Here is a 25,345-nt window from a genome sequence, read left to right as displayed (position 1 = left end):
CAGCCACCGCGGCCCCTCGTGGAGGCGGACCCGGGCGAAGTCATGGGCGCCGGACCGGTCTGCAAGGACGTTCCCGCTTCCCCGCGTCCGGCCCCTCGTCACCATCTCCTGAGCCGGACAAGCCGTGGAGCCGCCACTCGCGGGGCGTCGTCCCGTAGGCCGCGCGGAAGGCGCGGCTGAAGTGGCTGGGGCTCGTGAAACCCCAGCGCCTGGCGACGGCCGCGACCGCGGTCCCCTGGGCCGGGGACCGCAGGAGATCGCGACGGCACCGCTCCAGCCGCTGCGTCCGGATCCACTCCCCCACCGTCACGCCCTCCGACTCGAACAGCTTGTGCAGATAGCGGACCGACATGAAGTGCGCCGCGGCGATCTGGGGCGGTGCCAGGCCGGGGTCGGCGAGGTGGCGCGAGATGTGGTCCTTGACGCGCACGAGGGTGGCCGCGGCGGTCTCCGGCGCCTGGGGGGTGAAGCGGCCACTGCGCTCGTTGATCAGCAGCGCCAGCAGGTCGAGGGCCGTGGCTGCGAACTGGCGGCCGGCGAAGGGGTCGAGACGCGCCGCTTCGCGTGCCAGCCGCGCGAAATAGCTGCCCACCAGGGCGGCGCTGCCCTCCCGGGCGGAGAACGCCGTGGCGGTCAGCGCCCGCAGATCCTCGTCACGCACCCGGAGATCCTCCCGGGGGAAGTGGAACGAGGTGAAACGGAACGCGTCCTGCACCTTCTTCCGGAACATCCGGGAGGAGTCGGAGAGGGAGAAGTCGCCCGGCCCGATGCGGGCCTCCCGCCCGTCCTGCTCCTTGAGGGCGCCGCCCCGCCGCTGCAGGGTGAGGATGAGGAACTCCTTGCCGTCCTGGGCGATCAGCCGCCTGCTGCGGGTCACGACCTGCGGGCCCGCCTGCACCTGCGAGACCCCTAAGGAACCCAGCCGGTGGCTGACGATGCTGCCGGGCGAGGGATCGTCCTCGAGGAGCCGCACGTCGAGCGGGATGAAGGTCCGGGACACCGCGTGGTGCCAGCGCTCCCCACGGTCGGCCGCCGGCAGTGACGCGGTGGACAGGACGACGGACACCCGGATTCCCCCCTGGACGACATCGAAGGCCGGCAGGCGGGATCCGCTGCCGGCCTTGACGATGTCACCACGCCGCCCCGGGGCGGTCCAGGAAGAATCGGAGGAAGAATCCGGTCACTTGGCCAGGAAGGCGAGCAGCGCCGAGTTGACCTCCTGTGCGTGCGTCCAGAGCAGACCGTGCGGTGCGCCCTCGATCTCCACGTAGTCCGCGTCCGGAAGGGCCTTGTGGAACGGGCGCGCGGTCCCCTCGACGGGCAGGATGCGGTCACCGGTGCCGTGCAGGATCAGGGCCGGCACGTCGATCGCGGGGATGTCGCCGCGGAAGTCGGTGTACCAGGTCGCGGGCGCGGCGGCCGCGGCGAAGAAGCCGCCGCCCGCGGCGACGTCCCAGCTGTGGCGGACGGCCTCCTCGCTGATCCGCGTGCCGAGGTTCTCGTCGAGGTTGTAGAAGTCCTTGTAGAAGTCGGTGTAGTAGGCGTAGCGGTCGGCCTTCACCGCGGCGACGACCCCGTCGAAGAACTCCTTCGGAGCGACGCCGTCGGGGTTGTCGTCGGACTTGAGCAGGCAGGGCTCCAGGGAGGCGAGGAAGGCGACCTTGGCGACGCGGTCCGTGCCGTAGCGGGACACGTACCGGGCGACCTCGCCGGTGCCCATGGAGAAGCCGGCGAGGACGGCGCCCTGCAGGTCGAGGGTCTCCATCACGGTGTTGAGGTCGGCCGCGAAGGTGTCGTAGTCGTAGCCGGTGGTCGGCTGGGAGGACTGCCCGAAACCGCGCCGGTCGTAGGTGATCACGCGGTAGCCGGCGTCGAGCAGGACGGCGCTCTGCCGCTCCCAGGAGTGCCCGTCCAGCGGAAAACCGTGGATGAGGACGACCGGCTGACCGGAACCGTGGTCCTCGTAGTACAGGTCGATGGCGGTGGAGTTCTCCTGGCCCACGGTGATGTACGGCATGTGCTGCTTCCTCGTTTCGAGCGGCTGGTGCAAGGGACACGGCCACGCTAGGCCGGGCGCGGACGCTCCAATTGCCCTGCAGCGCACCGGTGTTTGATCTGACGCGCACACTCGGGCCGTGAACCGTAACCGGGTGCCCTTCCGCGCCGGGCGTGACACCATCGGCGCCATGGAAGGGTTTATGACACCTGGTCAGATGTCTGCCCGGACGTCCCGTGCCCTCGCCGCCGCCGTCGGTGCGGGCAGAGATCTGGGGCTCGACGTGGGTGAGGCGAGGGTCATCTACGACGTGTTCTCCGTCGTGGTGCATCTGGCTCCGTCACCGGTGGTGGTCAGGGTGCCGACCGTCCTGCCGTCGTACTCCGACGCCGACTCCCAGGCCGCGCGGCAGCGGCAGGAGCTGGCCGTGGTGGGGTGGCTCGCGGATCAGGGGCAGCCGGTGATCCCGCCGAGTCCGCTCGTGCCGCGGGAGCCCGTGCTGCGCGACGGGTTCTCGATGACGTTCTGGCAGTTCGTCGAGCTGGACCAGAGCTCCGAGCCCGACTACGTGCAGCACGCCGGGCTGGTCGCCGACCTGCATGCCGCGCTGCGCGCCTACCCGGGCGAACTGCCCTTTCTCACGGCGGCCGAACCGCGGTTCGTCACCGACGGCCTCGCCGCGCTGGAGGGGCGCCCTGATCTTCTGGAGCCGGCGGATCTCGACCGCGCCCGGCGCGAGTGGGAGGTGCTGGAGCCGGTGGTCGCTTCACGCGCGGGGTTCGAGGCGATGTTCCCCGGGATCGGCTTCCAGCCGATCCACGGTGACGCCCCGGCCGCCAACATCGTGTCCGGCCCGGGCGGCGCGCTGTACTCCGATTTCGAACTGACCACGCTCGGACCGGTCGAGTGGGACCTGTCGGCCTTCGGCCCCGAGTGCGAGGCGGCGTACGACACAGCCGCCGAGCGCCTCGGTCTGCGGCCGCTGGACAGGGACGTCCTGCGGGTCGTCAACGCGGTGGGCACGGCCCGCGCGGTGGCCTGCCTCGCGCTCGCGCCGCAGTTGCCCCTGCTGGTCGACGCACTCGAGCCGGCCGTCGAGCAGTGGCGGTCGACGCCGTTCGCCGCAGGGCTGGGCGGCTGAGCGGGGCGCCCCGCAGGCGTTCCGTCATCCGGGCAGCGGCCGGTCGTCGACGATGTGCTTCATGACGAGGGTGGAGTTGAGGCGCTGAACGCCCGGGAGCCGGGCGAGCTGCTGGTCGTAGAGCTGCTGGAAGGCGGTCAGGTCGGTGGCGGCGACGCGCAGGAGGTAGTCGGGGTCGCCGAACAGGCGCTGGGCCTGGAGCACGTGCGGGACGGCGGCGACCGCCTCTTCGAACGCGGAGACCGTGTCGGCGTCCTCCAGGCGCATGGTGACGAAGACGAGGGCTTCGAAGTTCAGGCCCAGGGCGGCCGGGTCCACCACCGCGCGATAGCCGCGGATCGCACCGTCGCGTTCGAGGTCGCGCAGCCTGCGGTGGCAGGGCGAGACGCTCAGTCGCACGCGCGCCGCCAGCTCGGTGACCGTGAGACGGCCGTCCAGCTGCAGCTCGGTAAGAATTTTCCGGTCCATGGCATCCATGGAGAAGATTCTGCCCCAGTACCCGCGATCAAGGAGAAAAGAAAGGAACACTTCCGGGCAGAACCGGCCTAGCCTTCCTCTCGCACCACGGCACGTGAGAGGGAACGAACGATGGACACGACGACGCTGGCGGCCTTCCTGGCAGTTGATCTCCTGCTGGTATTCACCCCCGGCGCGGACTGGGCCTACGCGATCACCGCCGGTCTGCGGGACCGGTCGGTCGTGCCGGCCGTCGCCGGACTGGTCGCCGGATACGCGGGCTACACACTGCTCGCCGTGGCAGGGCTGGTGGTGATCGTGGCGAGCTCGGGGACGCTGCTGACCGCGCTGACCGTGGCCGGGGCCGGCTACCTGGTGTGGCTCGGCTGGGGGGTGCTGCGGCAGCCGGCGGTCCTGACGGCCGGCGCGGTGGAACCGGCCGCCGAGGGGGCCTCCCGCGCGCGGGTCCTGCTCCGGGGGATCGGGATCAGCGGCCTCAACCCCAAGGCGCTGCTGCTCTACTTCTCCCTGTTCCCGCAGTTCATCAACCCCGCGGGTGCCTGGCCGGTCGCGGGCCAGACCGGTCTGCTCGGCTCGCTGCACATGACTGTCTGTGCCGTCGTCTACCTCACCGTCGGAGTCCTCGCCCGCACCGTCCTGAAGACCAGGCCCGCCGCGGCCCGGGCGGTGACCCGGGTGTCCGGCGTGATGATGATCGCCATCGGCGGTTTCCTGCTGGTGGAACGCCTGGCGGGCTGAGGGGCCGCGGGACCCCCGGCCCGGGGAGGGCGAGTTCACGGCACCTCCGGTCCGCCGAACTCGCTCATCGCGTCGACGAGCCAGCGCCCCGGGTAGCCGGCGAACGAGGAGCGCGGAGCAGGCGATAGGCCGGCGCCTCGCCGGTCTGCCAGAGCAGGACGGCGACGGGACCCACCGTGGTAGACACCGCGCGGCCCGGGCCGAAGAACCGGGGATGCAGGTCCAGCGGGCAGGCCTTCTCCAGCACCTGCCGGGCGGACGGTCCGCTCAGCTCCAGCGTCGTGCGGTTCGCGGAGACGTCCACGACCGACCCGGGATCCCGCCCCAGTGCCTCCCGCACTGCGGCGGCCACAATCTCGCCACCCGCATCTGGTGCCTGTTTCTCGACCGCCTGCCGGACAGGGCCACGTCGAGGAGCACGGGCCGCTGATCGAGGCGATCGTCGGGGGCGAGCCGGAGAGGGCGGCGCGCCTCGCCCGGGGCCACGTCGAGGGGTTCGAGCAGGCGATCCGCGCGGCGATCTGAGCGTACGCGCTGGTCACGGTGGCGCCTTTCGGCAGACGAGCCTCAGCGGGCCGGTAGCGGGACAATCGGGTGCAGGGACCGAGTAGGCAGGTGCGGTACACCCGGAGGCACCGTGCAGGGACGCGTACCGGAGGACTTGGCGGTCGTCGTCGACGCCGGCGGGGTGATCATGGTGTGGAGCGACGGTGCCCGCCGCCTGCTCGGACACGAACCCGCCGAACTCGTGGGCCGTCCCGTCACCGACCTGCTCACCACCGACCTCCCCGCTTCCACGCGGCAGCACGTTTCCGAGGGCCGGCCGTGGTCCGGCGAGGTGGCGCTGCGGCACCGGGACGGCGACCGGGTCGTGGTCCGGCTGCGGGGGACGCCGTTGCGGGACGCGGAGGGCCGGCGGCTCTGGCTCGTGACCGGCACCCTGCCGGCGTACCCGCGGGCCGCGCGCAGGCCCCTGCCCCTGTGGGACCTCACCCTCGCCCAGCTCCCCGTGCCGGTGGCGGTCTACGACCGGGATGCCCGGCTGGTCGGCGCCAACGACATCATGACGGAGGTGATGGGCAGGTCCGAGGAGGAGATGAAGGGCCGGACCCTGTGGGAGATCGAACCGAACCCGCCCTTCGACACCTACGACCGTCTTCAGCGGGAGGTGCTGCGCACCGGCGAGATGATCTTCCACGAGGAGCACGGCAAGGCTCCGGGCGAGATCCGGCCGCACGCGTGGTCCATGTTCCTGTCGCCGCTCAAGGACGAGACCGGCACGGTCCAGGGCGTGTCGGCCACCGTCTTCGACACGACGGAACAGTCCTGGGCCCGACGGCGGCTGGCGGTGATCAACGAAGCGAGTCTGCGGATCGGGAGCACCCTGGACGTGACCCGGACGGCCGAGGAGATGGCGGAGGTGGCCGTCACCGCGGGGTTCGCCGACTTCGTCACCGTGGATCTGCTGGAGTCCGTGGCCCGGGGTGACGAGCCGGGGCCGCTGCCGCGGGACACGCCGGTCATGCTGCGGCGCAGCGCGCAGCGGTCGGTGCTGGACGGCTGCCCGGAGTCGGTGGTGGCGCCGGGCGGCGCGATCCGCTACCCGGTGGGGACGCTCCCGCTGCGGACCCTGGCCGCCGAGCGGGGCGTCCGCCACCGGCCGGGGGACCCGGATCTCCTGGAGTGGCTCGAGGCCTCCCCCGCCCGGGCCGAGACCATGGCCAGGCACCTGATCCACTCGGTGATGATGGTGCCGCTGCGCGCCCGGGGCGTGATCCTCGGCATGGTGCACTTCCTGCGGCACCGGACGCCCGACGCGTTCAGCGAGGACGACCTGCTGCTCGCGGAGGACATCGTCGCCCGGGCAGCGGTGAGCGTGGACAACGCCCGCCGCTTCACTCGGGAGCGCCGCACGGCGCTGGCGCTCCAGCGCAGTCTGCTGCCCGAGCGGGTTCCGGAACTGGCCGCGATGGACATCGCCTACCGCTATCTGCCGACCGGGTCCGGCGCGGACATCGGAGGTGACTGGTTCGATGTGATCCCGCTGTCCGGCACCCGCGTGGCCCTGGTGGTGGGCGACGTGGTCGGCCACGGCATCCACGCGTCGGCCACGATGGGCCGCCTGCGAACCGCGGTACGCACCCTCGCCGATGTCGACCTCGCCCCCGACGAGCTGCTCACCCAGCTGGACGACCTCGTCATACGGCTCGACCGGGAGGAGGGCCCCGAGGCGCGCGGGGCGGAGGAGACCCCGGGGCAGGTCGGCGCCACCTGCCTGTACGCGGTGTACGACCCGGTGTCCCGGCGCTGCACCATGGCCCGCGCCGGGCATCCGCCGCCCGCGCTGGTCACGCCCGACGGCGGCGTACGGTTCCTGGACCTGCCGGCCGGGCCGCCGCTGGGCCTGGGCGGTCTGCCGTTCGAGGCGTCCGAGATCCACCTGGAGGAGAACAGCCTGCTCGCCCTCTACACCGACGGTCTGCTGGAGGCGCCCGGGCACGACATCGACGTCGGCACCGCCCTGCTGCGCCAGGCACTGAGCAGCCCCGTGGGCGCGTTGGAGGACACCTGCGAGCAGGTGCTGCGCACGCTGCTGACCGGGCGGCCCACCGACGACGTGGTGCTGATGCTGGCACGGACCACCGTGCTCGACGCCGGGAAGGTCCGCACCTGGCAGCTGCCACCGGACCCCGCGGCCGTGGCCCGGGCACGCAAGATGGCGGGTGAGCAGCTGGCCGAATGGGGGCTCACCGAGGCGGAGTTCGCCACCGAACTGATCGTCAGCGAGCTGGTCACCAACGCGCTGCGGTACGGCGGCGCCCCCATCGAGCTGCGGCTGATCCGCGACGCGACCCTGATCTGCGAGGTGTCGGACGGCAGCAGCACCGCGCCGCATCTGCGCCGGGCCCGGGTCTTCGACGAGGGCGGGCGGGGGCTGCTGCTCGTCGCCCAGCTCGCCGAGCGGTGGGGCAGCCGCCAGACGGCCACGGGCAAGACCATCTGGGCGGAACAGCCCCTGCCCGCCGGGGCGTGAGCGGGGCTACCGCGTGCCGACGACGCCGCCGGTCGCCGTGACGACCTCGCCGACGGTGCGGCTGGAGTCGGCGACCGTTCGACGGCCGCTCGGCGGGACTCCGGGCCGGTGAGGACGCCGGGCAGCAGCGGACGGCGTCGTCCATGGCGCGGCTCGGCTCGGTCACCGTGTCGTGCCCGCCCCCGCGTTCCCGGTACGGCGGCGGGCATGTCCCTTGTCGTCCGGAACGGGCGCGGTGCCCGGAGCGGAATGCCGGGAGGCACGACGGGTACTCCGACGATCTTGCAAGCAGGCCTTCGGGCCGTTCGCCGTCGGAAACGTCCTACTGGCCGCTGGCCTGGCCGGCACCGAAGCCGGCCCTGCTCAGCGTCCACGAACACTCCAGCACGCTCACTCTGCCGGTACGGCCGGTGGAGGAACCCGACGAGGTGCCGTCGTCGCCCTTCGGCGAACCCGAGGGCACCGTCCCGTCGGCCACGACTCAGGTGACGCCGCGGGAGCAGCGCTGGGAGGTCAAGCGGGACCTGGTCGGCTACCACTCCGAGCTGGACATCGTGAAGGACCAGGGCACGGTCCGCTTCGAGGACATCGGCCTGGAGTCCGGCCGCCGCGCCCACGAGCGCTGCACGGCGGTCGCCGACGACTTCACCTCGGTCGGCGGCGAGACCACGTGGACCATGCGGTTCGCGCGGGAGGACTGGGACGCACGGGTGGTCACCCACACCCGGCTCACGTGCGACGAGTCGGACTTCTTCGTCGACGCGACCCTCGACGCCCACGAGTCCGACCGCCGGGTCTTCTCCCGCACCTGGAACGAGAAGGTCCCCCGCGATCTGCTGTAGCCGGTGTCAGCGCAGCTGGGCGGCGCACCAGCGGAAGTGCCCGTCGTGCGGCCCCTTGCCGAAGAGGTCGTAGGTGATGAGGGCGTAGGCCTTCCGGTAGAGGACCAGGTCCGCTTCGGCGTGGCCCAGTTCGCGGGCGAAGAGACGGGTCAGCTCGGCGGTGTGGTGGGCCGCGTCGGGTCCGTACATGTCCCAGACGGCGGCCGTGACCGCGGCCTCGAAGGCGGGGTCGCCGGCGGTGGTGCAGAAACCGAAGTCGAGGACGGCGACCGGGCGTCCGGCCTCGTCCATGTGGATGTTGGGCGGCACCAGGTCGCCGTGGATCACGCTGTCGGGCCGGCCGGGCAGCGCCCGCAGCCCGGCGACCGTGCGGGCCACGACGTCCGCGAGTCCGGGCACCTGCGCGGCGAGGGCGTCGCGGTTGCGGCCGACGGCCCGTTCCACGAGGGCGGCGAGCGCGTCGGGGAAGCGGGAGTGGCCCTGCCGGAGCGGCCGGTCGTCACCCTGGACCACCAGGCGCCGCATGGCCTCGCTGCCCGGGACGGATGCCAGCGCGCGCAGGACGGTGAGCAGGGCGTCGGTCTCGCGGCGGGGCAGGTCACGGGCGGGCCGGCTGCCGTCTCCGTCGGATCGCAACGGGCGTCCGCCGAGCTCGCGTTCGTAGCTGACGAGCACCCCTTCGTGCTCCTCGACGTCGAGGATCTCCGGAGTGCCGAAGGGCAGGGGATGCGCGGCGATGTCGGCGTAGAGCCGCCGGGTGAGGCCGAAGTCCTCGGGAGGGCGCCCGTCCCACACCTTGGCCACGGTCCCCTCCCGGAGCCGGTAGACGGTCCCCTCCATGCCGGAGGCGAGCCGCCGTGCACGGGGATACCCGCGCCGGGCGAAGTACCGGACCCAACGGTCGGACTGGTGTGTGTCGGTTTCGGTCACGTCCGGTATTCAACCAGCGCGGCCCTCGGCCGGGTCGCCGCACCGGTCGGCAGGCTGTCGCCGGCGGTCTCGGCCCTCACCGGTCGGCAGGCTGTCGTTCCCCTCCTGCCTCATGGACCCTGCCTGCACGGAGGCGGATACTGGAGGACTCGCGACAAGGACCGGTTCCCGACCCACCGTCGCCGCAAGGAGGACCACATGTCCGTGCGCACAGGACGCGTCGAACTCACCCCCGCCGCCGGAGAACTGCTGCGGCGGCTGACCGGGACGCACGGGCCGGTGATGTTCCACCAGTCGGGCGGCTGCTGCGACGGCAGCGCCCCGATGTGCTATCCGCGGGGCGAGTTCCGGGTGGGCGCCTCGGACGTCCTGCTGGGGCACGTGGCAGGGGACACGCCGTTCTGGATGAGCGCCGACCAGTTCACGTACTGGTCGCACACCCATCTCACCGTGGACGTGGTCCCCGGCCGCGGCAGCGGCTTCTCACTGGAGGCCCCGGAGGGCGTCCGCTTCCTGCTGCGCTCCCGTCTCCTCACCGACGAGGAGCTGCGCCGCCTCGCATCGGAACCGCCCTTGCCGAACGGGGCGGACCACACCGGCTAGCCCCCTGGGCCGGATCTACGGACCCTTCGCGTCGCTGGTGCCGGACCAGCAGGTGCGTTCATCGCAGGATCCGTGCAGAGGGAAAGGACGTACGGGCTTCCCGGAAGTCCGAGTGGCGGAGGCAGACCGCCTGTCGCATGGCGTGCTTCGGAAGTGATTCACCCAGCGCTGCCCCGTGCACCCGTGCGCCCCCCTGGAGAAAGGGTTCGTCAAGTCGGCGGCCGACCGGGACTGGGCAGGACATGAGGCAAGCAACGCATCGGTGAAACATCACCGTTTTCCCAGGTCGACTGGAACAGGTGGTATTCGATGAACGGCTGCGTTCCCGAATCGGAACAGGCATGGACAGCTGGTACTGCTCCAGGCATATTCCCATCCATCGGCCACGGTATCGCCTTGTTCCGTCGGCCGCTGGATTTTCTGAATTCTCTTCCCGCGCAGGGCGATCTGGTCGAGATACGCCTCGGCCCCCAGCGGGCGTGGATGGTGTGTCACCCGGAACTGGTCCACCGGATGCTCCGGGACACCCGGACGTTCGACAAGGGCGGACCGCAGTACGAGAGGCTCCGGGCACTGATGGGTGACGGCGTCGTCACCTGCCCGCATGCCGAGCACCGGCGTCAGCGCCGGTTGCTGCAACCCACCTTCCGCCCCACCGTCGTCGCCGCACAGACGGACGTGATGGCCGAGGAGGCAGCGTCGATGTGCCGAGACTGGCGCAGCGGGCAGCGGGTCGATGTCAGTGCCGTCACACTGGGTCTGACGACCCGGCTGATCAGCAGGCTGCTGCTGTCCGACTCGCTCGGCCCCGTTGCGGCCGAGGAGGTGCGGCACTGCCTCGCCGTCATCGTCCGTGGCCTGTTCGTGCGCACGGTCGTACCGGTGGACGCCCTGTTCCGTCTCCCCACACCCGCCAACCGCCGTTACCGGCGGGCGGTGGAGCGGGTACGCGAACTCATCGACACGGCCGTCGACGAGCGCCGCCGGGGGACTCCCCGCGACGATCTGCTGGGGCTCCTGCTGAACGCCGCAGCGGACGCGGACGGCGGGCCTTCGGTCACCGACCGCGAGGTCCACGACCAGTTGGTGTCCCTCCTGCTCACGGGTTCCGAGAGCCCTTCGATGTGTCTGGCCTCCACCTTCAGCCTCCTGGCCCGGCACCCGGAGGTGGAGCGACGGTTGCACGCCGAGATCGACACCGTCCTCGCCGGCCGGTCACCGGACGCCGAGGATCTGCCGCGTCTGGTCTACACCCGGGCCGTCCTCACGGAGACGCTGCGCCACTCCCCGCCCGGCTGGCTCTTCACCCGCATCACCACCCTGGAGACGGAGTTCGCCGGGCTCCGGCTGCCACCGGGCAGCACCGTCCTGTACAGCCCCTACCTCCTGCATCACGATCCCGCTTCCTTCCCCGAACCCGACCGCTTCCAGCCCGAGCGCTGGCTGGAGCGCGAGGCTGCCGCACACCCGCACGCGGCGCTGATCCCCTTCGCGGCCGGCAGCCGCAAGTGCATCGGTGACCTGTTCTCCATGGCCGAGATGACGGTGGCCCTGGCGACCGTCGCCGGACGCTGGCGGCTGCGGCATCCGGCCGGGCGCGTCGCGTCACCGCGCCCCGGAGCGACGCTCGGGCCGAGGTCCCTGACGATGATCTGCACGCCGAGGGCGAACGCACCGGGCAGCACCGCGCCGCACGGCCCCGCCCTCAAGTCCGCGACCGTGACGGCGGTATCGGGGACGAAGAACACCCGGAGGGGCGGTGACAACGGTGTCCGTCACGCATGAGGAAAGGGCGGCAGTCGCGCCGGACGTGCTTCCCGCGTCCACCTTGGTGGAGCTGATCGACGCTCACCTCTACATGCCCTTCCCGTTCCGGCGCAGCCCGCACGAGGCGGCGGTCACGGCGGGTGTCGACGAATGGCTGCGCGCGACCGGGTTGAGCGACGATCCAGGCGTCTCGGTCATGATCCGCAACACCCGCCCGGCCGAACTGGCCTCCTACAACAGCCCGGACGCGGATCCCGGCGTGCTGCAGCTCGTCGCCCATCAGATCGCCTACCAGTTCGTGTTCGACGACCGGGCCGAAGAGGTCGGCCGGCACCGGCCCGGCCTGTTGCTTCCCATGCTGGGCGAGAGCATCGCGATCCTGCGGGACGGCGCACCGCCCAGCACCCCGCTGGGAACGGCCCTCTCCGACCTCTACCGGCAGATCCGCGCACGGTGCACACCCGCACAGGCCGCCCGCTGGGCGTGGAAGAGCCGCGAGTACGTGCACGGGCTGCTGTACGAGGCGGTGGCCCAGACTCACTCCTCTCCCCTGCGGCCCGGGCTGTGCACGTCGATACGGTCCCTCACCGCAGGCGTCGAGCCCTTCCACCCGCTGTGCGAGGCCGCGCAGCCGCACGAGCTGACCTCCGAGGAACTCCACCACCCGGTCGTGCGACAGCTGAGCCGGCTGTCGGCCGACGCCGCGGTGTGGATCCCGGACCTCTTCTCCGCGGTCAAGGAGCAGCGGTCCGGCGAAATGATCAATTTGGCGCTCGCCTACCAGCGGGCCCATCAGTGCCCTCTCCCGGTGGCCGTCACCCTGGCCATCCAGCAGATCAACCGCACGATCCGCGAGTTCGAGAGCCTCTACGCCGGGATCGAACCGGAGTTGAGTCCCTCGGGCGTCGGCTACGTGGAAGGCATGGCCGGCTGGATCCGTGGCTGCTACTACTGGTCCCGCACGGTGCCGCGCTACGCGGACGCGGCGGCTCCCGGTCTGCGGTGAAGAGGACGGGTCGTCAGGATGCGTGACGGGTGCCCATTCGGGCCACGCTACCCGCCCGGCCCGCGTTTCACGCAGTTACAGCAGGTCATTCACCCTTCTTCGTCGTGTTCGTTCCGGATTCCACAACCGTGACCATCGGGCGGCATACGCTCGCGCTGCCTCCCGATGGCCGACGACAGGAAGCGGTACGGCACATGGAGAATGAGCTGCGGCAACCCACACCCGAGGCCCGGCCGTTGCTCGAGCGGCGCAAGGAGTTGCGGGCACTGGACTCGGCGCTGACGGGCCTTCGGGACACCGTCGACGGCGTGCCACAGGCACCGCGGGGTGGGCTCATCGCCTTCACCGGCCCGGCCGGGATGGGCAAGACCGCCCTGTTGACCGAGGCCCGCGCCCGCGCCCGGGCGCAGGGGTTCACCGTGCTGTCGGGCCGGGGCGGCGAGAACGAGCAGGAGCTCGCGTTCCACCTGGTGCGTCAGGTGGTGCAGCCCGCTCTGGCGTCGATGGGCGAGGGCGAACTCCGTACCTTCCTGGGCGGCTGGTACGACATCGTCGCCGCCGCCCTCGGTCTGGTCGCCACGCCGAGCGGCCACGTCCCGGACCCGACCGGGGTCCGGGACGGTCTCGACTGGGTGATGACGCGCCTCGCGGTGACAAAGACGCCCATGGTCCTGCTGCTGGACGATCTGCACTGGGCGGACGTCGAGTCACTGACCTGGTTGGCCTCGTTCGCTCCACGGGCCGTGGACCTGTCACTGCTGATCGTCCTCGCCCACCGGCCGGACGAACTGCCCGTCGAGGCAGCGGCGTTCGGTTCTCCCTCCGCCGACCTGGGGAACCGCCCCTTCACCCTGGCACCGCTCAGTGCCACGGCCGTGGCCAGGATCGTCCGGGACGAGGTCGGCGAGCAGGCCGAGGACGCGTTCTGCGAGGAATGCTGGGAGATCACCGGAGGGAGCCCCTTCGAGGCGGTGGAGCTCTCCATCAGGCTCGGCGAGCGCGAACTGCGGGGCAGCAGCGAGGACCTGCCCACGATGCGCGACCTGGCCGCCGCGGTGAAGGGGCCCGGACTCATCGAGCGACTTCAGGGGCTGGGCACCACCACCGTCCGCTTCGCCTACGCCGCGGCCGTCCTCGGGCAGGCCATCTCACAGGAACTGGCGGCCCGTATCGCGGCCATCGGCAGCACGGCGGCGGCAGAGGCCACGGAGAAGCTGCGCGCCGCCCGTGTGCTGGCCGATGGCGAGGCGCGCGGAGAGACCCTGGAATTCCTTCATCCCCTGATCGCCACCACGATCTACCGCTCCATCGGGCCGAGCCTGCGAATGGGGCTGCACAACTCGGCTGCGGAGGCCGTGCGGGCGGCCGGGCTCGGCCACGCCGCCGCGGCCCGGCACCTGCTGGAAGTTCCTTGCGACGCCAACGCCGAGGCCGTGGCCTGTCTGCGGGCGGCCGCCCGGGAGGCCCTGCACTCCGGTGCTCCGGAGGCGGCCCGACGGCTGCTGAACCGGGCTCTGCAGGAACCACCTCCGCCGGAGGAACGCGCGGCGCTGCTGCACGAACTCGCCTGCGCGACCTTCCTCATCAAACCCACGGCGACCGTGACGCACCTGCGCGAGGCGCTCGCGGAACCGGGCATCGACCCCGAGCTGCGTGCCTCCATGGTGTACCGGCTGACCCAGGCGCTGGCCCACACGGACCGGATGGCGGAGGCCGCGACGGTGGCGGCGGACGAGGCACAGCGGGCCGCCGCCCATCCTCGGATCCGGCTGCGGATGCAGGCCGACCACTTCGTGTGGAGCGCGTTCCGCACCGACGAGGTCGACTCGTCCGGCCGTTCACGCAAGCTGGCCCGGCTGGCCGAGCGTCTGCCGGGGCGCGGTCTGGAGGAGCGCTACATCATCGGGTCGCGCGCCTGGGACGCGATGATGTGCGCGGAGCCCCGCCAGAAGGCTCTCGCCTACGCCGAGGAGGCCCTGCGCGGCGGGTTGAGCTGGACCCACGAGAACCATGGCTTCGAGGTGCCCGTCTCGGTCGCGCTCGTGTTCATGTACTGCGACCAGCCGCGGCGGGCCGAGGAACTGTTCGCCAAGGGCATGGCCGAGTGCGGGTCGAAGGGCTGGCGCGGTTCCCACCTGGCCCTGGGCCAGACGCTCTCCGGGTACATCCGTTACCGCCGCGGCTGTCTGGCCGAGGCCGAGAACGCGGTGCGGGAGGGCCTGCGGATCGCCGACCGGGTGGAGGGTGCGGTGCCCGCCCAGTGGTTCGCCATCGGCATCCTGATCCAGACGCTCCTGGCCCGCGGCCGCGTCGTGGCGGCTCGTCGGCTCGCCGACACGTACCACTACGGCGACGTCATCCCGAACGCCGTCATCTACCCCGACCCGCGCACCGTCTACGCCGAGTTGCTCCTGGCGGAGGGGCGGCCCGACGAGGCCGCTCCCCTGCTGACCCGTGTCGGGGAGTGGCTGGAGGGCCGGGAATGGCGCAACCCCGCATGGTGCCCCTGGCAGCTGGGACTGGCCTCAGCCTTGTCGCGCAGTGCTCCTGACCGGGCCGTGCGCCACGCCCAGGACGCGGTGAAGCGGGCCCGGGACTTCGGCGCGGCGTCCGCGATCGGCCAGGCGCTCCACACGCAGGCGGAGGTGACGGGCGGTGCGGCGGGGCTGGATCTGCACGCGCAGGCCGTCGACCAGCTGCGGCAGTCGCCCGCCGCGTACGAACTGGCCCGTGCCCTGGTCGGCCACGGCGCGGCGCTGGCCCGCGACGGCCGTCTGCACGAGGCCGCCGACCGTCTCTACCAAGGCCTGGAGGTCGCGGTGCACTGCGGTGCCGAGGGCCTCGCCACCCGGGCCAGGAGGGAACTGTCCGCAGCCGGACTGCGGCCGCTGCCCCTGCGCTACGCACAGACGGACACGCTCACCGCGCAGGAGCGCAAGGCCGCCGAGATGACGGTTCGGGGCCATGCCGCGGTGGTCGTGGCCAAGGAGCTGCACCTCACCGAAGAGGGCGTGCGGCAGCTGCTCTCGTCCGTCTACCGCAAGGTCGGCACGGACGCGGCGGGCCTGGCCGCGGCGCTGGAGACGTTCCCCCGACCGCGGCCGTGACAGGCGTCTGCCACGGACGGGCGGTCGCGCGACGCCCGGACGACTCCGCGCCGCGCGGGTGCCCGTTTCACCGCGTCCGCGCATTGTGCTGCGCCCGATACCCCATCGACTCCCAGAACGCCCGCAACTCCGCGGTGCTCGTGCGGCGTTGCCAGTGCGCCTTGGGGTGCAGGCCGGAGCGGGAGTGGGACAGGAGAGTGGCCTGGGCGCGGCAGAAGGCCTCGCCGAGTTCGACGCGCTGGCCGTCGAGGCCCTTGGGCGGGTAGGGGCACAGTTCGAAGGCACAGTCGTCGCGGCAGTTGGAGCCCGCCTGGGAGGACGCCGTGCGGACGGTGGTGCGGCCCGGGTCGAGCGGGCTGCGGTCCTGGGTGAGGCAGGGCGGCAGGTCGGGTCGGGCGGTGTGCTGCAGGCGGCGGATGCGGTCGGTGGGCCAGTCGCCGCGCTCCGCCAGGTTGAGCAGCAGCAGCACGTCGGCGAGGAGCTGCTGCGCGCTCGGGTGGAGGGCGCTCCAGCCGGTGGAGGGCGGGATCCAGAGGTTGTGCTTGCGAGCCTCCCCACGGGACGTCTGGGAGCCGACGTGCGCGGCGACGCCCGACTCGTCGACCCACAGGAACCGTTCGGGCTGCCGGGTCTCGAGCGCCCACACGCACAGCTTCCCGGCCGCCGTCACGAAGGGGTGCTCCGGCTCGCCGTCGGGCCGGGCCAGCCACTGACGGACCTGCTGGGCCGGGTCGGAACCGTGGCCGCTGGAGGGGCGGGAGGTCGTGGCGCCGTCGGGCAGGTCCCAGAGGGTCAGCGCGTGGAGCAGTGTCAGGCGGGTGAACCAGAAGCGGGTGCGCTTGAGCATGTCCCAGGCCTGCTCGCTGAGGTACTCGCGGGCTTCGGAGCGGGCGTGCGGATGACGGTGCCGCCGGTTCGCCGCGTACTTGAAGCCCTGTGCGAGTGCCACCTCCACGTGGAGGTCGAGTCCGGAGCGCGCGTCCGGGCTGTCCTCGGGGATACCGACGCGGCGCACCCAGCTCTCCAGGAAGGCGTACGGCGTGTCCTGGTGCCGGTGGGTGGTGACCGAACCGACGAGCAGCGGGACCAGCCAGGCGCACAGGGTGTTGTCCCGCCACTGCCGTTCCTCGGCCTCGCGGTCCTCGCGCTCCCGCCTGCGCTCCTGACGCCGCTGCTGCTCACGCTCCTTCAGTTCCCTTTTCATTCGGGCGACCTGGCCCTCGCCGTGCCGTCGGCGCCGGCTCTCGCGCTCACCGACGACCTCGGGCTGCTGGCTGCCCCAGATCTCCTCCGTCCAGTCGGATTCCCGCTCCACGCGCCCGCTCTCCACCACCTGCGGTCCGCGCAGTCTGGGCTGGAGCGCCTCGAAGGCGAGGTCGCCGCCGGCGCCGATCTCCTGCGCGATGGCGAGACGGACGGCGTACGAGGGCTCCAGGCGCGCGATCTCGAACAGTTCCAGGTAGGCGGGCCGGAGCGTCTGGCGCTGGGCGACCCCGCGCATGGCCTCGCCGAACCTGGTCACGAGGAGGGCCTTGGCGGTCTGCAGGGTGTGCGGGTCGCGGGCCCGCAGCTCGGGCCAGGAGGTGCACAGCCGCATGGCGATCAGGTGCTGCTCGGGCTGGGCGTCGACGCTGTCGATCTCCAGGGCCGCCGCGTAGAGCTCCAGGGCCTTGCTGTGCAGGGTGCGGCCGAAGAGGGGGCGCACCTCCTGCTTGTCGTCGTTGTCGTGTCCGGAGGTGCGGGCCGTCTGAGCCTGGCAGGCGGCCACCATCAGAAGGTCGCGGGCGGCGCTCACCGGGCACCAGCAGGTCCCGTCCGGGCCCGTCGCGCCCGGCTCGTCGTGGACGCACGCGCCGTCCGGCAGGCGGGAGTGCAGCACCATGGCGATCAGCAGCTCCCGGCCCGGACTGCGCAGGGCCGCCGGGAAGAAGGACCCCTCGCGGGGTTCGTCCGGGACGTCGGGGTGGATCACGGCGTTCAGGAAGCGGGCGCCCAGCTGGGCCTGGATCACGCTGTGCTGGAAGCGGACGCGGTCCCCGCCGAGCTCGACCAGCTCCATCCGGGCACCCCAGTGGGCGGCGAGCCTGAGGTCGATGCCGCTGTCGCCGACCCTGCGGGCCAGTTCGCGGACGATCTCGGGGAAGCGGGAGCGGGCCGGGTCCTGCTCGTCGACGACGTCGGTGAACCGCACCTCGGAGGTGTCGAGGGCGAGTCCCACGCACGCGAGCGCGGACAGGTAGTGGACGGTCGAGCGGCGCTCGTCCGGGGAGAGCGGCAGGTGCGGCCGGAAGCGGCCGCTGATGAGGGCGCTCAGCCAGGTCTCGAACAGATGGAACCGCAAGGATGCCCGGTCACCACCCCTGGTCTCCACCGCCTCTTCCTCGGTGGGGACGCTGAGGGCGCGCTCCAGCAGGCCCTGCTCGTGCAGTTCGGCCGCGATCTCCAGATAGGTCGGGGCCTCCGCGATGCCGGCCCGCTCGACGATCCAGTCCAGCCGCTGGCGGTCCTCCCCGGCGCCCCCGGACGAGATGTAGGTGAGGGCGGCCTCCTCGCTCAGCGGCTCCAGTTCGGTGAGGGAGGCCTCCATGCCGCGCAGCGAGTCGTGCGGCCGGGAGGTGATGATCAGCGGCAGGCCCTCCTCGTTGGCGCGGCGGATGGCGAGCCGGATGATGGTGTCGCGCTCCTCCGTCAGGGCTTGCGTGGTGAGCGCTTCGTCCAGCCCGTCCGCGAGGACCACGATCCGGCCCTGCTGGCTCAGCCGCCGCCACACCTTCTCCGCTTCCGCGCCGGAGCGGATGGTGCCCTGCACCTCCTGGCAGAAGCGCTCGAAGGCCAGCTCACGGAAGTCCAGTCTGCTGTCGGCGGCGCGCAGCCGCAGCGGCACGGGCACGGCTCCGCGCTCGGCGAGCCGCTGGGTCAGCAGCACCACCAGCGCGGTCTTGCCGGTGCCGATGCCGCCGACGACGACGTGGGTACGGCGGAAGCGGCGGTCGCGCAGGTCCTCCATGAGGACGGCGCAGAGCTGGTCGCGGCCGACGACCCTGCCGAAGAGGCCGCCCGCGGTCTCCACGAGTTCGTGGGGATCCACCAGTGCCTTGCGCACGTACGCCCGGCGTACGTGTCTGAAGCGGAAGAACAGGTAGGTGACGGTGGCCAGGGCGAGGGTGAGGAAGGGCATGAAGAGCGACTGCAGGACAGAGCAACTGAAGCCGTCGGGGTACTTGCACTGCTGGTCGACCCACCGGACGGGTGATGTGAAGCCCCTGTCCTGCGGCAGGCTGACGAGGGCCGTGACGGCCAGGAACAGCAGGAGCAGTGCGCCGGTGAACGTCAGCACGAGCAGTGCCACGTATGCGCCGCCCTTGCGGACCCGCCAGGTCCTGGTCCGGTCGTAGCCCTGCCGCATCAGCCGGTGCCGGTGCAGGGCGCCGCGGACCCCGAGCGCGTCGCGCAGCACTCGCCCGAGCCGCCGGTGGGGTGGTCCTCCTTCGCTCACCCTGTGAGGCTTCCGCCGTACAGGGTGTTTGTGGCACGGGCGGCCCGGGATTCACCCGACGGAAGCGCCGCGGGCACCCGCCACCCGGCCGTACGGTGCCCGGGCCTCGCGAGCGGCAGCCGGGTGCTTCCCCCCTCGACTCCCCTCAACGGCCGGGCGCTTGACGCTGAACCGTTTCACTGCTTCCCTCGAATGGCTGCCTATGGGAGCGCTCCCAGTCATCCCCCACGTGAAGGGAACCCCGTGCAGAACTCCCCCCACACCTTCCCGAGACACGCCCTGCAGGCCCTTCTCGCGGCCGTGCTCATGGCCTGCCTGCTCGTCTGGGCCGGCGGCCCGCCCGCGCAGGCCGCCGCGGTGCCGACCGGACTCACCGGCACCACGGTGAGGGCGGCCGCTCCCGGACAGCCCGGCGACCCGAACATCAAGTTCGTCGGCCGCTGGGACACCACCAGCTCCTCCACCGCCTACACCCCGTACTGGGCGGGCGCGTACTACCGGGCCGGATTCACCGGCCGGACGGTCAAGCTGAAGCAGCGCGGCACGATCGACCTGTGGGCACGGATCGACAACGGCCCCGTGCGGTTCTTCGACGACGTCAAGGGGACGGTGAACCTGACCCCGACGGCCCTCTCCCCCGGCAACCACACCCTCCAGGTCAACTACCAGGTGGTGGCGGGGTCGTACAAGGGTGACGCCGTCTTCCAGGGGCTGGTCCTGGACAGCGGCGCGACGACGTTCGCGCCGCCGGCCCCGGCCAGGCTGGTCGAGTTCGTCGGCGACTCGATCACCGTGGGCACGACGAGCTCGCAGAACGCCCGTACCGCCTACGGCTGGCTGATCGGGGAGCGGTTGGGCGTCGAGCACACGCAGATAGCGCAGGGCGGGGCGTGTCTGGTGGCCGCGGCGGACGGGTGCGTGGGGCTGGAGCGGCAGTTCACCAAGCTCAACCCGAACGCGGCGACGCCCGACTGGAACTTCTCCCGCTACCGGGCCGACGCCGTCGTCGTCAACCTCGGCACCAACGACGTCGGGCACGGGGTGAGCTCGGCGCAGTTCCAGTCGGCGTACACCAGTCTGCTGCGCAAGGTGCGGGCCGCCTATCCGCAGGCGTGGATCTTCGCACTGGAGACGTTCCGCGGGCGGTTCGTCCCGCAGACCGAGGCCGCGGTGAAGGCCGCCGTCGCCGGTGGAGACTCCCGGGTCTCCTTCGTCGACACGACCGGGTGGCTGGGGTCGGGCGATCTGACGGACTCCGTGCACCCCAACGACCGGGGACACCGGGTCGTCGCCGACCGGCTGGCGCCGGTCATCGCGGCGCGGATCGGGTCTTAGCCGAACCTGACCGGGGCGGGCCTCACATCGGGCCGGGGCCCGCTCCTCCCCCCTTGAGGCGTTCCAGGTCGGAGGGGCGGACCTGGATGACGACCAGGGCGATCAGCGCGGCCACCGCGGTGAAGATCGCCGCCATGATGAAGGCGGCCGAGACACCGGAGGTGAGGATCTCGTCGGACCAGGGTTTGGGCACTTGCCCGGTCTGTTCGAAGCGGACGCGTTCGGCCGGGGTCGCCTGCCGGAGGAAGTCCGGGATCTGCTCGTTCGCCTCGTTGGTGCTGGCCGTGCCGAACATCGTGACGAGGATGGACAGGCCGAGGGAGCCGCCGACCTGCTGCGTGGCGTTGAGGAGGCCGGAGGCCGCACCGGTCTCCGGTGTGGGCACGTTGGACAGCGCCATGAGGGTCAGTGACACGAACTCCATGCCCATGCCCAGACTGAAGACGAGCATCGGCCCGAGGACGCTGCCGGCGTACGTGGAGTGAACGTCGGTCAGGGTCAGCCAGGCCAGGCCGGCCGCTGCCAGGATGGCGCCCACCACCATGAACGGCTTGGGACCGTAGACGGGCAGGAACCGCGAGGCCAGTCCGGCTCCGACGGCGATGACCGCGCTGACCGGCAGGAAGGCGAGTCCGGCCGCGAGCGGGCTGAACCCGAGCACGTCCTGCACGAAGAGCGTGAGGAAGAAGAACATGCCGAAGATGGCGGCGGCCAGGCACAGCATGATGCCGTACGTGCCCGCACGGTTGCGGTCGGCGAACATGTGCAGCGGCGTGATGGGCTGTTTCGATCGCCGCTCGATCATGATGAAGGCCGCCAGGACCACGACCGCCCCGGCGAACGAGGCGAGGGTCAGAGCGTCACGCCAGCCTTCCTGCGCGGCTCTGATGAAGCCGTAGACGAGCAGCACCATGCCCGCGGTGGACGTGAGCGCGCCGGCGATGTCGAAGCGCCCGGGGTGGCGTTCGGACTCCCTGATGAAGCGCGGTGTGGCGAGCACGATGAGCAGGCCGATGGGCACGTTGACGAACAGCACCCACCGCCAGTTCAGCCACTCCACCAGCATGCCGCCGGCGAGCAGGCCGATCGCGCCACCGCCGGCCGAGACCGCCGCGAAGACCCCGAAGGCGCGGTTGCGTTCCGGCCCCTCGCGGAAGGTGGTGCTGATCAGGGCGAGCGAGGTCGGGGACGCGATGGCGCCGCCCACACCCTGCAGGGCGCGGGCGCCGAGGAGTTGGCCGGAGTTCTGGGCGAATCCGCCGAGCAGGGAGGCGAACGCGAAGAGCAGCACACCGAAGATGAAGACGCGCCGTCGGCCGAGGATGTCGCCGGTCCGGCCGCCGAGCAGCAGCAGACCGCCGAAGGTGAGGGTGTACGCGTTGACCACCCAGGACAGGCTGGTGGTGGAGAAGTCCAGCGCGCTCTGGATGTGCGGCAGCGCGATGTTCACGATGGTGATGTCGAGGACCACCATCAACTGGCACGACGCGATGACGAGCAGTGCCATCGTGCTTCCGCCACCACCGGGTTCTGTGGTGGTGGTCGTCCGTGGTGAAGCCGGCTGCGGGCTGCTGCCTGCGGTGTCCACCGTTCGACCGTACGTCCGGCCCCCACACCCCACCAATCGATCTCCGCCGGCGCGGGCGGTGCGGGGGCAGCGGTTCGTCGGCCCGGCAGCTCAGCGGCCGCCGCGGATGAGGCCCGTCAGGTAGCGCCACAGCGAGGAGCGCTGCCGGGCGGACGGGTCCGGCAAAACCTCCTCGGCCACCCCGGGTGCGGGGTCGTCCGCCCACGGCCGCGGGGGCGGCGCGGAGGCGAGGTCGTAGTGCACGGGCAGGGAGCGCAGGCCGCGCATGAACGGCGAGGAGCGCCAGGGCAGTTGATCGGCGGGCAGGGCGAGGTCGAGGTGGTCGAACCGCTCGAACAGGCGCCCCACTCCGGCCGCCGCGACCGCCGAGGCGAGCTCGCGCGCCGGGCACTGACGCGGCCCGGCTCCCCAGGACAGGTGGGCCCGGGTGCTGATGGTGGTGCCCGAGGCGACGTGGTCGGCGAAGAGCGGGTCGGCATGGGCGGCGCCCGGGGAGACCCACACGGGGTCGCCGGCCCGGATCGTGTAGTTGCCGAGGGGGGTGTCCCGGGCCGCGAAGCGCGGGACGAAGTTGACCAGGGGCGGCTTGCGCATGACGACCCGGTTCATGCTCTCCCTGACCATGCCGGCGGACAGGCTGGCGCGCACGCTGCCCTCGCCCGAGATGACCTCCACGACGGTGTTGGAGATGAGGATGCCGACGTGGTCGGAGGTCATGCCGAGCAGCATGAACAACTCGCGGGCGAGCTGGTCGAGCGAGAGGTCCGGGTGGGCGGCCAGCAGGTAGGAGGGGAAGTCGTCGCCCGGCTTCTGAAGCTTCAGCGCGGCGAGTTCGGCCAGTGTCGCCAGCAGGCGTTCCAGCGCGGCCTCGGCGTCCTGGCCCGCGTCGAGCACGCGCCACATGTCCATCAGCGCGTCGTCGCCCTGCGAGCCGGGGAAGCCCAGCAGATGGCTGGCCACCATCAGCGGCAGCGGCCGGGAGAACTGCGCGGACAGGTCCGCCACTCCCGTCTTTCCGCCCTGCCCGACGAGGGTGATCAGTTCGTCGGCGTAGGCGGTGACGGCGGACTTCAGGCGCTTGGCCTGGGGGTGGCGGGGGTCCTGGAAGGGCTTGAGGGCGACGTCCCACGCGGTGCGCAGCGGCCGGTAGCCGGGGCCGCCCTGGATCAGGATGTGGTTGACCTCCAGGGAGGGTCCGAGCGGCCAGTCGGCGGGCACCCTGCCTTCGGTGCGGGCCCGCCAGTTCTCCAGTCCCTTGGGCCAGCCGTCGTCGTCCTGGAGCACCTGGAGCGACTCCCGGTAGCCGAGGACCAGCCAGGCCGGCACGCCCAGCAGGTCGACCGGTGCGACCGGGCCGTGCTGCTGCCGCAGGCGTTCGTACACGAGCGCGGGACGTGTCTCGTAGTCCCTGGTCAGCAGCGGTTCGGGAGCGAGCGTCTCCAGTCCCGGGCCGTCCGGGTCCACGGATCCGCCGTCACCCCGCTGGGTTTCCATCCTCTTGCCACCTTCCGACACGCCCTGTACCGGCACACCACCAGCCGGTAGCCGGAAACGGTGGGGACCCTACCCCAGGCCGAACTCGCGGGTAACGGCCGGGGGTGGAGTGGTGAGGACGGCCCGGTGGGTCAGGCGGCCGTGTATCCGAGCTGACGGCGCATGTAGGGCGTCATGAGGCTCTTCGCCTTGGCCAGGGTGGTGGTGCGGCTGCCGAGGACGGCGGACTCGCCGCCCGGCACGGGCAGCACGGTCAGTCCGTCGGCGGACCCGAAGGGCACGATGAGCGGGTTGCGCCGGGTCGGGCGGTACAGGCGCGGTTCCCTGCGATGCTTGCCGGAACTCTGCAGGTAGCTGCGGATGTTGTGGGCGGCGGTGTCGGCCTGGGCGAGGGCGGCGGGGGTGACCTTGAGTTCGCTGACGTCGTTCACGTCGCCGACGGCGAACACGTCCAGCCTGCCCTCCACCCGGAGCGTCCGGTCGACCTTCACGCGGCCGGCCGCGTTGAGCCAGTCGCCGTGTCCGGCCAGGCGCAGCCAGAGCGTGTTGGGGGTGGTGCCGGTCGCCCAGAAGGACAGGTCGGCCTCGACGATCGTGCCGCGGGCGTCGCGGTAGGTGCCGAATTCCGTGCCGGGCGACATGAAGGAGTCGAGCAGCACCTCGACGTCGTGGGACTGAAGCCAGGCCAGGGCCTTGCGCCCCGGGCGGGCGTTGCCCGCGGAGTCGAGCAGCTCGTCGACGATCTGCCAGCCCTGGAGGGACAGCGGTTCGGGCACGGTGGCGGCCTGGTACTGCTCACTGTTGACGCGCTGGAAGGCGGACGGGTCACCGTCGCCGGCCCCGATGTTGAAGGGCGGGCCGGAGCCCTTCTCGCCGGCGGCACGGAAGGCGGGGGCGGCGTCGGCGAAGTACAGGTCGTTGATGGCCACGGAGTGGGTCCAGCGATCCTGGAAGCGGGAGAGCAGGGAGGAGATCTCCCGGGGCGTGCGGGTGCTCGCGTCGGGGATCGGGATGTTCTGCACCGAGAGCAGCCTCACGCCCTCGCAGTCGGCCAGGGCCTCGCGGATCAGGTCGGACTTGTTGCGGGCGAAGGGGATCGACGCGTCGGTGATGAGCACGACTCCGGCGCGGCCGTCGGAGTCCGAGATGATCCACTGCGCGCTGATGCGGGCCACGTCCTGGACGCGGGTGGTGACGTTGGTGAAGAGGTCGGGCCGGCGGCTCGGGCCGGGGTCGGGGACCGCGTGCCAGCCGATCAGCGGGATGCGCTGGGCGTTGGCCCGGGCGGTCTGCTGGGCCGTCGAGTCGGGGTCGAACCCGCCGATGACGATGCCCGAGGGCCGCAGGGCGACGGCTTCGCTCATGGCCGCCTGGATACCGGCCGGGGTGCCGCCGCCGTCGATCACCCGGACGTTCCAGCCGATGGCGCGTGCGGCGTCGCGCACCCCGTCGGCCGCGCCCGCGACACCGGGGTTCGTCATGGTCTGGGCGACGAAGACGAGGGTCTTGCCGGACACCGCCCGAGGGCCGCTGGTGGGTCCGCCCCAGGGGATGTCGGTCCGCTCGGCCCGGGCGACGGCTTCCCGGGCCCGGGTGTGGACGGCGGGGCAGCCGCTCGGGCCCGTGGTGCTCTCGTCGGCGTCGCCGGAGGAGCCGCGTTCGCAGCCGGTGAGGACGGCGACCGTGGCCAGCAGGGCGCACGAGGCGAGCCGCGCGGCGCGGACTGCGGGGGCGGCCTTGCGGGTGTGGTGCACGAGAGCTCCAGTGAGGGGTCGACGCGGTGGGGCGAGC

Annotated in this window: 18 protein-coding genes and 1 pseudogene; 10 read left to right on the top strand and 9 right to left on the bottom strand. The window is 71.9% G+C overall.

From position 1 onward, the window contains the following. Window positions 1–40: 40 nt before the first annotated feature. The gene (locus ACFCXS_RS20945; RefSeq protein ID WP_376644849.1) at window positions 41–1,066 is read right to left on the bottom strand and encodes a helix-turn-helix domain-containing protein; all 1,026 of its coding nucleotides are present in this window, start codon (window positions 1,064–1,066) and stop codon (window positions 41–43) included. A 114-nt stretch (window positions 1,067–1,180) separates the two neighbouring features. Beyond that, complete coding sequence (locus ACFCXS_RS20940) at window positions 1,181–2,017, bottom strand: alpha/beta fold hydrolase (RefSeq protein ID WP_376644848.1); 837 nt, start codon at window positions 2,015–2,017, stop codon at window positions 1,181–1,183. Window positions 2,018–2,213: 196 nt separating this feature from the next. Between ACFCXS_RS20940 and ACFCXS_RS20935 the strand changes: the two genes are divergently transcribed. Further along, entirely contained in the window at window positions 2,214–3,137 is a 924-nt protein-coding gene (locus tag ACFCXS_RS20935; RefSeq protein ID WP_376644847.1) for a phosphotransferase family protein, read from the top strand. A 24-nt stretch (window positions 3,138–3,161) separates the two neighbouring features. On the opposite strand, the gene ACFCXS_RS20930 is transcribed toward ACFCXS_RS20935, so the two are convergent. Next, window positions 3,162–3,614 carry an Lrp/AsnC family transcriptional regulator gene (locus ACFCXS_RS20930; protein ID WP_376644846.1) on the bottom strand — a complete coding sequence of 151 codons (453 nt, stop codon included), beginning with the start codon at window positions 3,612–3,614 and terminating at the stop codon, window positions 3,162–3,164. 111 nt (window positions 3,615–3,725) lie between these two features. On the opposite strand from ACFCXS_RS20930, the gene ACFCXS_RS20925 reads away from it, so the two are divergent. Further along, window positions 3,726–4,352, top strand: a complete 627-nt coding sequence (locus tag ACFCXS_RS20925) for a LysE family translocator (RefSeq protein ID WP_376644845.1) — start codon at window positions 3,726–3,728, stop codon at window positions 4,350–4,352. Between the two features lie 64 nt (window positions 4,353–4,416). Here ACFCXS_RS20925 and ACFCXS_RS20920 read toward each other — a convergent pair whose 3' ends face one another. After that, a complete protein-coding gene (locus ACFCXS_RS20920; RefSeq protein ID WP_376644844.1) occupies window positions 4,417–4,704 on the bottom strand; it encodes a sarcosine oxidase subunit gamma family protein in 288 nt (95 codons plus the stop codon). A gap of 20 nt (window positions 4,705–4,724) precedes the next feature. Here ACFCXS_RS20920 and ACFCXS_RS20915 point away from each other — a divergent pair, with 20 nt between their 5' ends. The 3 genes and pseudogenes from ACFCXS_RS20915 to ACFCXS_RS20905 form a co-directional block, all read left to right on the top strand. Then, window positions 4,725–4,877 carry a hypothetical protein gene (locus ACFCXS_RS20915; RefSeq protein ID WP_376644843.1) on the top strand — a complete coding sequence of 51 codons (153 nt, stop codon included), beginning with the start codon at window positions 4,725–4,727 and terminating at the stop codon, window positions 4,875–4,877. Between the two features lie 112 nt (window positions 4,878–4,989). After that, window positions 4,990–7,386: a SpoIIE family protein phosphatase gene (locus tag ACFCXS_RS20910; RefSeq protein ID WP_376644842.1), complete on the top strand. Its 2,397-nt coding sequence runs from the start codon at window positions 4,990–4,992 to the stop codon at window positions 7,384–7,386. Between the two features lie 317 nt (window positions 7,387–7,703). After that, a pseudogene (locus ACFCXS_RS20905) lies at window positions 7,704–8,228 on the top strand (peptidase S15); the annotation flags it as partial. Window positions 8,229–8,234: 6 nt separating this feature from the next. Here the strand turns inward: ACFCXS_RS20905 and ACFCXS_RS20900 are convergent. Beyond that, window positions 8,235–9,158, bottom strand: coding sequence for a phosphotransferase family protein (locus ACFCXS_RS20900; RefSeq protein WP_376644841.1), 924 nt, complete (start codon window positions 9,156–9,158; stop codon window positions 8,235–8,237). A 198-nt stretch (window positions 9,159–9,356) separates the two neighbouring features. Here ACFCXS_RS20900 and ACFCXS_RS20895 point away from each other — a divergent pair, with 198 nt between their 5' ends. From ACFCXS_RS20895 to ACFCXS_RS20880, 4 genes are all read left to right on the top strand, one after another. Beyond that, complete coding sequence (locus tag ACFCXS_RS20895; protein WP_376644840.1) at window positions 9,357–9,761, top strand: DUF779 domain-containing protein; 405 nt, start codon at window positions 9,357–9,359, stop codon at window positions 9,759–9,761. 396 nt (window positions 9,762–10,157) lie between these two features. Further along, window positions 10,158–11,546 (top strand): cytochrome P450, encoded by a 1,389-nt coding sequence (locus tag ACFCXS_RS20890; RefSeq protein WP_376644839.1) that lies wholly within the window; start codon window positions 10,158–10,160, stop codon window positions 11,544–11,546. Then, window positions 11,530–12,534 carry a (-)-alpha-amorphene synthase gene (locus ACFCXS_RS20885; protein ID WP_376644838.1) on the top strand — a complete coding sequence of 335 codons (1,005 nt, stop codon included), beginning with the start codon at window positions 11,530–11,532 and terminating at the stop codon, window positions 12,532–12,534. The genes ACFCXS_RS20890 and ACFCXS_RS20885 overlap by 17 nt, the downstream gene beginning before the upstream one ends. Window positions 12,535–12,728: 194 nt before the next feature. Then, a complete protein-coding gene (locus tag ACFCXS_RS20880) occupies window positions 12,729–15,641 on the top strand; it encodes an AAA family ATPase (protein WP_376644837.1) in 2,913 nt (970 codons plus the stop codon). 67 nt (window positions 15,642–15,708) lie between these two features. Here ACFCXS_RS20880 and ACFCXS_RS20875 read toward each other — a convergent pair whose 3' ends face one another. Beyond that, window positions 15,709–19,137: an NACHT domain-containing protein gene (locus ACFCXS_RS20875; RefSeq protein ID WP_376644836.1), complete on the bottom strand. Its 3,429-nt coding sequence runs from the start codon at window positions 19,135–19,137 to the stop codon at window positions 15,709–15,711. A 243-nt stretch (window positions 19,138–19,380) separates the two neighbouring features. Here ACFCXS_RS20875 and ACFCXS_RS20870 point away from each other — a divergent pair, with 243 nt between their 5' ends. Then, window positions 19,381–20,472 (top strand): GDSL-type esterase/lipase family protein, encoded by a 1,092-nt coding sequence (locus ACFCXS_RS20870; RefSeq protein WP_376644835.1) that lies wholly within the window; start codon window positions 19,381–19,383, stop codon window positions 20,470–20,472. A 22-nt stretch (window positions 20,473–20,494) separates the two neighbouring features. On the opposite strand, the gene ACFCXS_RS20865 is transcribed toward ACFCXS_RS20870, so the two are convergent. The 3 genes from ACFCXS_RS20865 to ACFCXS_RS20855 form a co-directional block, all read right to left on the bottom strand. Next, window positions 20,495–21,979 carry an MFS transporter gene (locus ACFCXS_RS20865; RefSeq protein ID WP_376644834.1) on the bottom strand — a complete coding sequence of 495 codons (1,485 nt, stop codon included), beginning with the start codon at window positions 21,977–21,979 and terminating at the stop codon, window positions 20,495–20,497. 171 nt (window positions 21,980–22,150) lie between these two features. After that, the gene (locus ACFCXS_RS20860; RefSeq protein ID WP_376644833.1) at window positions 22,151–23,554 is read right to left on the bottom strand and encodes a cytochrome P450; all 1,404 of its coding nucleotides are present in this window, start codon (window positions 23,552–23,554) and stop codon (window positions 22,151–22,153) included. A gap of 131 nt (window positions 23,555–23,685) precedes the next feature. Next, entirely contained in the window at window positions 23,686–25,308 is a 1,623-nt protein-coding gene (locus ACFCXS_RS20855) for a substrate-binding domain-containing protein (RefSeq protein ID WP_376644832.1), read from the bottom strand. Between the last annotated feature and the right edge of the window lie 37 nt (window positions 25,309–25,345).

Source organism: Streptomyces sp. NPDC056373, assembly GCF_042262425.1.
In the GTDB taxonomy this organism is placed as follows: Bacteria; Actinomycetota; Actinomycetes; order Streptomycetales; family Streptomycetaceae; genus Streptomyces.
This window is presented reverse-complemented; position numbering and strand designations above follow the sequence as displayed.

Coding starts and splice junctions, on each gene's coding strand:
- ACFCXS_RS20925 (WP_376644845.1), top strand. CDS start 3,726: ATGGACACGACGACGCTGGCGGCCTTCCTGGCAGTTGATCTCCTGCTG.
- ACFCXS_RS20935 (WP_376644847.1), top strand. CDS start 2,214: ATGTCTGCCCGGACGTCCCGTGCCCTCGCCGCCGCCGTCGGTGCGGGC.
- ACFCXS_RS20895 (WP_376644840.1), top strand. CDS start 9,357: ATGTCCGTGCGCACAGGACGCGTCGAACTCACCCCCGCCGCCGGAGAA.
- ACFCXS_RS20860 (WP_376644833.1), bottom strand. CDS start 23,554: ATGGAAACCCAGCGGGGTGACGGCGGATCCGTGGACCCGGACGGCCCG.
- ACFCXS_RS20865 (WP_376644834.1), bottom strand. CDS start 21,979: ATGGCACTGCTCGTCATCGCGTCGTGCCAGTTGATGGTGGTCCTCGAC.
- ACFCXS_RS20880 (WP_376644837.1), top strand. CDS start 12,729: ATGGAGAATGAGCTGCGGCAACCCACACCCGAGGCCCGGCCGTTGCTC.
- ACFCXS_RS20930 (WP_376644846.1), bottom strand. CDS start 3,614: ATGGATGCCATGGACCGGAAAATTCTTACCGAGCTGCAGCTGGACGGC.
- ACFCXS_RS20940 (WP_376644848.1), bottom strand. CDS start 2,017: ATGCCGTACATCACCGTGGGCCAGGAGAACTCCACCGCCATCGACCTG.